A 6,019-nucleotide genomic window follows, 5' to 3' on the forward strand; every position below is an offset into this window, starting at 1 on the left:
GCGGCGACCGCACCCCGGCCGCCGAGCTCGCCTGCTACGTGCTGTGGTCGGCCACCGTGCACCCGGCCGGGCTCGTCGGCCGCCCCGCCGTGCTGATGTCCAAGCACTGGATGGACAAGGTGTGGAGCTGGGACCACTGCTTCACCGCGCTGGCACTGGCCTCCGGCGCGCCCGAGCTGGCCTGGCAGCAGTTCCAGGTGGTGTTCGACCACCAGGACGCCGAGGGGGCGTTGCCGGACTCGGTCACCCACTCCGAGGTGCTGCGCAACTTCGTCAAACCCCCTGTTCATGGCTGGGCGCTTTCCCTTCTGAGCCAACGCCTGCCCGGCGGGTTGCCCGACGTTTCTGCGGCGTACCGGCAACTCTCGGCTTGGACGTCGTTCTGGCTCGACCACCGTCGCGCACCAGGCAGCCGGCTCGCGCACTACGAGCACGGCAACGACAGCGGCTGGGACAACGCCACGGTGTTCCGCGAGGAACGCCTCGTCCGCTCCGCCGACCTCGCCGCTTTTCTGGTGTTGCAGCTGAAAGAGCTCGCGGCACTCGCCTCGGCGGTGGGCGACACGTCCGCTCGGTGGGCGGAGCAGGCCGACGTGATGCTGGCCGCGATGCTGGAAGAACTGTGGCAGGGCAACGAGTTCGTCAGTCAGGGCGTGGCCACGGGGACCAGGCGCCGCAGTGCGAGCCTGCTCGACCTGATGCCCGTCGTGCTGGGGGAGCACCTGCCGCCGGAGGTGTTCGACCACCTCTGCGTCGGCATCGCCACGCACCTCACGTCCGTCGGCCTGGCCACCGAGCTGCCGAACTCGAGCCACTACGAACCGGACGGCTACTGGCGGGGACCGGTGTGGGCACCCGCCACCGTCCTGATCGAGGACGGCCTGCGCCGCGGTGGCGCGGTCGAGCTGGCCGACCAGGTGAGCGCGCGGTTCCGGGCCACGTGCGAGAAGTCGGGGTTCGCCGAGAACTTCGACGCCCTCACCGGGGAGGGACTGCGCGACCGCGCCTACACGTGGACGGCCGGCGCGTACCTCCTTCTCGCCGAGGACGCCGAACGCCGCCTCGGTTGAGAGAGAATGCCCTGTGCCTGAACCCTTTCACACTGAAGCACTGCTCATCGCGGGACGCTCCGGCGTGGGCAAGACCACCGTCGGCTGGGAGGTCTCCGCCCAGTTGCAGTCCGCCGGCGTCTCGCACTGCCTCGTCGAAGGCGACAACCTCGACCAGGCGTTTCCCGCGCCACCGGACGATCCGGCCCGCACGAAGATGACGGAGGCCAACCTCGCCGCCCTCTGGGGCAACTACTCCGCTCTCGGGTATCGCCGGCTCATCTACACCAACACCGTCTCGATCCTGGAACCCGACCTGATCGCCAGGGCCATGGGCGGCACGCCCCGCATCATCCCGGTGCTCCTCACCGCGCAGGACGCCACCGCTCGCGATCGCCTGAGCGCGCGGGAGATCGGCGGCCAGCTGGACGCGCATCTTCGTCGCAGCACCACCATGGCCGTGCACCTGGAGAGCGCCGCGCCACCGGACGCCGTTCGGATACCGACCGACGGACGCCCGGTGGACGTGATCGCTCGTGATGTCATCGCGGCGACCAACTGGCACTGACCTCAGACCCAGACGATCTGCCACTGTTGGTTGGCGACGCCGTTGGCGGGCCACTGGATCACCTTGGCGCCATCGGCCTGCGAGCTGCCGTCCACGTCGACGTACAGGCCATTGCGCACGTTGACGAGGTTGACGTACCCGCCGCCCGCGTCGACGACCTTCCACCACTGGTTGTCGCTGCTGGTGTCCGACCACTGGTCGAGCTGCTCGCCCTGGCTCGAACCGGGACTGCGGAGGAGACGTCCGCTGTGCCGGGCGGTGAGGCGGAACGAGCCGTCCGCGTTGGGCACGAGCTGCCACTGCTGGTTGACGCTCCCGGTCGAGGTCCACTGGATGACCTTGGCACCGTCGGCGGTGCCGGCGCCGTTGACGTCGAGCACCTTGCCGCTGTTGCGGTTGACGAGCCGGCACCAGCCGCCCTGCAGGGACACCGTGATGTCCGTGCGCTGCCCGGCGACCAGCGTGACCTGCCTGGCGTGCGGGCCGAGCGACGACGGGGCGACGGGCGCCGTGGTGGTCACGGACGCCATGCCGCGCCGGCTGATGAGCGTGACGGTCTGGTCGATGGCCGAGGTGACGGACACGGTGGTGGTCCGTGCCGGCAGGTCCCAGCTCAGGTTGTGCACACGGATCCGGCCTCGGGCCCGCATTCCGGTGATCGAGCCCTTGGCGAGCTGTCCTGGCAGGGCGGGGAGGAGCTCGAGCACGCCGGGCCGGGAGTAGAGCAACGCCTCCGCCAGCACGCCGGGGATCGCGTTGGCGGCGTCGGCGTTGTAGATGTCGAGGTTCGGGTTGTGGGACGTCATCAGCGACTTGAAGACCATGTTGTTGCCGATGATCTTGCGCAGGTTGCCGTAGACCTTGCCGCCGTCCTTGAGCCGGGCACCCGCCAGCGCGCGGTGCAGGCTGCCGTGGGCGGAGATGTTCTGGTCGCCGCGCACCTCCAGCGCCCGCAGCCCGGTGCGGACGAGGTCCGGAGTTTCCTCCGGGTTGATCTCGTGCAACGGCCAGGCGCCGTACAGCTGCTGCACGTGCCGGTGGTGGTACTGGTCGTCCAGGCCCGGCCACGACCACTCGGCGAGAGCGTTGTCGCTGTTGACGCGGTAGGCGGGCATCTTGGCCAGCAACGCTTTCCAGCGCTGCACGCCCTGGCCGCCGCCCTGTTCGACACCGAGCGCGTTGGCGGCGAAGATCGCGGCCTGCAGGGCGTGCTTGCCGGCCATGATCTCGCCGGTGGCGTTGATGCTCAGCATCACGCCGGTGTTGCTGGGCGCGTTCTCCGCGGAGAAGCACGGTACGAAGATGACCTTGCCGTTCGAGTCGGTGCGGGTCAGGAAGTCCTCGTAGAACAGGGCGAGCTCCATCAGCGCGGGGCCGAGCTTGTCGCGCAGGAACGCCTGGTCGCCGGTGACCTCGTAGTACTCGAGCAGTGGGTACAACAGCCAGTCGGCACCGCCGGTCCAGGTCTGGCCGGGGAAGCTGGGGTCGAAGTGCAGCATGTGGCCGTACTCGCCGTCGGTGCGGGTCGGGGCGATGAAACCGCGGGCGCCGTAGAAGTTTCGCGCGTTGGTGCGCCAGTGCGCCAACTGGCCGAGGATGAGGTTGAAGTAACCCTGCATGGCCTCGGTGGTGTCGAGGATGTTGCCGCCCGCGACCTGGAGGTTGACGTTGGCGTCGGTCGTGAAGTCGTCGGCCCAGGCACCCGACCACGTGCCGGTCCAGATACCGGTCAGCCGCGGCGGCAGGATGCCGCTGGAGCTGATGAAGAGGTAGCGGCCGTTGTCGTAGAGCCGTTCGAGCAACGCGAGGTCGATGACGTTCTTGTTGTTGTTCTGCCGGGTGATCAGCTCGCTGGTGGACAGCTTCCTGTCTGCGTCGGACACGTTCAGGTCCAGCCGCGAGCGGTCGTACATCTCGGTGTGGATCGCGGTGTGCCGCGAGCGCAGTGCGGCGTAGTCGGCGCCGATCGCGGCCAGCGCCGCGTGCAACGGCTTGGCGTCCCACGCGGCCGACTCGTACTGGTCGAGCTTCGTCAGCAGCAGCAACCTGCTCGCCCCGGCCACGACGATGGTGGCGCCGTTCGCGGTGACGGTGCCGCCGGTGGCCACGACCCTCGTGACGCCCTCGAAGCCGAATGCGCCCTGCCCCGACGGGTAGGTGCCGCGCAGGTTCAGGTAGCCGTTGCCGTTCGAGATGGTGGCCAGGGTGGTGTAGCTGACGCTCGACGGTGCTCCGTCCAGTGCGGTGCTGACGCTGAGCGTGGCGTCGACCGTGCGGCCGGTCGCGGGTACGAGCTCGTGGACGATCACCTTGTCGGCACGGGAGACGAACGCCCTGCGCGTCCACGTGCCGGCGCTGTCGGTCCAGCTGGAGGTGACCTCGCCGGTGCGGAAGTCGGTGACGCGGCCGTAGTTGTTGACCGTCAGGCCGGGAGTGGCGATCCGCAGCTCGTACGCCGGGTGGTAGGTCTGCGTCCAGCGCAGCGACCAGCCGGCCGCGAAGTCCTTGTTCGCACCGTCGTAGTCACCGGCGAGTGCCTTGTCCCGCACGGCGTTGAGCCGCCCGGAGAGCACGGGCGGGGTGAGGGAACGGGTGCCGTTGGGCAGCACGAGCCGGTGGTAGTTGAAGATCACGCGCTCGGCCGCGGGCGCGCCGTGCAGCACGGCGCCGTACTCGCCGTTGCCGGTGAGGAAACCGTCCACCCAGGACGATGCCGGGCTCGTGTCGTAGATGCCGCGGTCGGGCAACGTGATCTGCGGTGGCACCGCGGCCTTCGCCGGGCCACCGGGTAACGCCGCGGCTCCGGCCGTCAGTGCGGTGGCGGCGAGGAAGCGCCTGCGGTTGAAGGGGGTGTCCGTCACGCAAAACTCCTTGTCCCGTGAATGCAGAGTGGGGACTACTCCTGGACCTTGCCGCCGGTGACGCGCGACAGAGCCAGCGCGATGAGGATGATCGTGCCGTTGAGCGCGCCGATCCACTGGGCGGGGACGCCGGCGAGCGTGAGCACGTTCTGGATCATGAACAGCAGCAGGATGCCGGTGAAGGCGCCGAACATCGTGCCCTTGCCGCCGTTGAGGCTGATGCCACCGATCACGGCGGCGGCGAACACGGTGAAGATGTACCCGTTGCCCTGCGCGGAGGCGACGGAGGCGAGCCGTCCGGACAACAGCAGACCGCTGAGCGCCGCGAGCAGGCTCGCCGTCACGATCACGATCCACAGCACCCGGCCGGTGCGGATGCCCGCCGCCCTCGCCGCGTCGACGTTGCCGCCGATCGCGTAGAGGGATCGGCCGAAGCTCGTGAAGCCGAGCAGCACGATGCCCGCGGCGAACAGGATCAGGCACAGCCAGACCGATGCGGGCATGCCGAGCCACTCCGTCGTGCCGAGGTAGAGCATGGACGGAGGCAGCCGGAAGAACGTCTGGCCTCCCGAGATGCCGGTCAGGATGCCGCGCAGCACGATCAGCATGCCGAGCGTCACGATGAAACCGTTGAGCCCGAACCGGATGATGAACAACGCGTTGATCACGCCGACGAGCACGCCGACCGCCAGCGTGACCGGCACCGACCAGCCGCCGGGCAGCAGTCCGAGGCCGTGGCCCGCACCGACCGGCACGGTGAGCCAGGCAGCGACACCGGGCGCCAGCCCGACCGTGGACTCCAGCGACAGGTCCATCTTCTTGACGATCAGCACGAGCGTCTGCGCTAGCACCAAGATCGCGATCTCCGACATGGTCTGCAGCACGTTGATCAGGTTGTCGCCGCGCAGGAAGACAGGACTGACCAGCTGGCCGACGACCGCGATCGCGATGATCGCGGGAATCAGCGCCAGGTCGCGCAGCCGGGCGAAGGCGATCCGCCTGCCGGTCGCGGCCGTCGTCACGGCTGTCGTGTCAGCCATCGAGGTCGACTCCTTCCATCGCGGCCACGAGCTGGTGGTCGTGCCAGCCGCGGGGGATCTCGGCGACCACGCGGCCCTGGAACACCACCAGGACCCGGTCGCACCTGCGCAGGTCGTCGAGCTCGTCGGAGGCGACGAGCACGCCGGCGCCGGACTCGGCGATCTCCCCGACCTTGCCGAGGAGGAACTCCTTGGACCGCACGTCGACGCCGGCCGTCGGGTTGATCAGCACCAGCAGCTTCGGGTCGTTCGCCAGCGCACGGGCCATCACGACCTTCTGCTGGTTGCCGCCGGACAGCCCGGAGACCGGTAGCTCCGGTCCCGGTGTCTTGATCGCGAGATTGCCGATCATGGCGCGGGCGAGGCCGTCCCGGCGGCGGCCGTCGATGAAACCCGCGCGGCCCAGCCGGTCCGGGATGGTGAGGGTTCCGTTGTCCGCCACGGACATCTGCGCGACGTAACCCTGGTGGTGCCGGTCCTGCGGGACGAACCCGACGCCCG

At 69.3% G+C, this 6,019-nt stretch carries 5 protein-coding genes; 2 read left to right on the forward strand and 3 right to left on the reverse strand.

Annotated features, from left to right (window positions below):
• Positions 1-1,070, forward strand: a 1,070-nt coding sequence (locus tag FXN61_RS46500; RefSeq protein WP_281360880.1) for an amylo-alpha-1,6-glucosidase, incomplete at its 5' end; no start/stop codon positions are given.
• A 13-nt stretch (positions 1,071-1,083) separates the two neighbouring features.
• Positions 1,084-1,617 carry a DEAD/DEAH box helicase family protein gene (locus FXN61_RS46505; protein WP_167980201.1) on the forward strand — a complete coding sequence of 178 codons (534 nt, stop codon included), beginning with the start codon at positions 1,084-1,086 and terminating at the stop codon, positions 1,615-1,617.
• A 2-nt stretch (positions 1,618-1,619) separates the two neighbouring features.
• Here the strand turns inward: FXN61_RS46505 and FXN61_RS46510 are convergent, their stop codons facing one another.
• From FXN61_RS46510 to FXN61_RS46520, 3 genes are all read right to left on the reverse strand, one after another.
• The gene (locus tag FXN61_RS46510) at positions 1,620-4,478 is read right to left on the reverse strand and encodes a glycosyl hydrolase family 95 catalytic domain-containing protein (protein WP_167980202.1); all 2,859 of its coding nucleotides are present in this window, start codon (positions 4,476-4,478) and stop codon (positions 1,620-1,622) included.
• Positions 4,479-4,513: 35 nt separating this feature from the next.
• A complete protein-coding gene (locus FXN61_RS46515) occupies positions 4,514-5,518 on the reverse strand; it encodes an ABC transporter permease (protein ID WP_167980203.1) in 1,005 nt (334 codons plus the stop codon).
• Positions 5,511-6,019, reverse strand: a 509-nt coding sequence (locus FXN61_RS46520) for an ATP-binding cassette domain-containing protein (RefSeq protein ID WP_167980204.1), incomplete at its 5' end; no start/stop codon positions are given. The genes FXN61_RS46515 and FXN61_RS46520, both read right to left, overlap by 8 nt.

The organism is Lentzea indica, from assembly GCF_012184385.1.
GTDB lineage: Bacteria > Actinomycetota > Actinomycetes > Mycobacteriales > Pseudonocardiaceae > Lentzea > Lentzea indica.

Coding starts and splice junctions, on each gene's coding strand:
- FXN61_RS46515 (WP_167980203.1), bottom strand. CDS start 5,518: ATGGCTGACACGACAGCCGTGACGACGGCCGCGACCGGCAGGCGGATC.